General features: G+C 42.5%; 1 protein-coding gene and 2 pseudogenes. All 3 read left to right on the top strand.

Translation table 11 applies throughout. The annotated features are described in order from the left end of the window. Window positions 1–148, top strand: a pseudogene (locus ABN217_RS20295) (molybdopterin-synthase adenylyltransferase MoeB); the annotation flags it as partial. After that, window positions 136–336 carry a sulfur carrier protein ThiS gene (gene thiS, locus ABN217_RS20290; RefSeq protein ID WP_070928502.1) on the top strand — a complete coding sequence of 67 codons (201 nt, stop codon included), beginning with the start codon at window positions 136–138 and terminating at the stop codon, window positions 334–336. The pseudogene ABN217_RS20295 and the gene thiS, both read left to right, overlap by 13 nt. A 2-nt stretch (window positions 337–338) precedes the next feature. After that, window positions 339–534, top strand: a pseudogene (locus ABN217_RS20285) (thiazole synthase); the annotation flags it as partial.

The raw sequence follows: 534 nt of genomic DNA, 5'->3' as shown, positions 1-534 counted from the left end.
AGAAGCAATCAAATTACTGATTGGGTTACCTTCATCACTCAGCGGTAAGTTGCGATTATTTGATGGTAAAAACCAACAATGGAATACATTGCAGCTGACACCTTCAGTTGAATGTCCAGTCTGTCGAGAAGAAACATGCGCCTTATAATTAATGACCAACCGATGGAGTTTAGCGCTCCCTTAACAGTGACTCAGTTGTTAGCGGCTCTACAGCAAACTACTGCGGGTACAGCATTAGCCATCAATCAAGTCATCATTCCGCGTCATCAATGGGATTCGCATACCGTGAATGACCAAGACAATATTTTACTGTTCCAAGCTATTGCAGGGGGCTAAACATGTTAACAATTGCAGATGTCACTTTTCAATCACGCCTTTTTACAGGTACAGGTAAATTTACCAACTCGACTCTGATGCAAGATGCTATTTCAGCATCAGGTAGTCAATTGGTCACGATGGCCATGAAACGTATCGATTTACGTGGCAGCAATGATGGCATTTTGCAGCCATTGCAAGAAATCGGCGTAAAGTTAC

Source organism: Proteus sp. fly-1067, from assembly GCF_040139345.1.
Taxonomy (GTDB): Bacteria; Pseudomonadota; Gammaproteobacteria; order Enterobacterales; family Enterobacteriaceae; genus Proteus; species Proteus vulgaris_B.
The sequence above is the reverse complement of the archived record's forward strand: the minus strand, read 5'-3'. Positions and strand labels throughout refer to the sequence as shown.

Bases quoted from the DNA above. Each gene is read 5' to 3' on its own strand.
- thiS (WP_070928502.1), top strand. From the start codon at position 136: ATGCGCCTTATAATTAATGACCAACCGATGGAGTTTAGCGCTCCCTTA.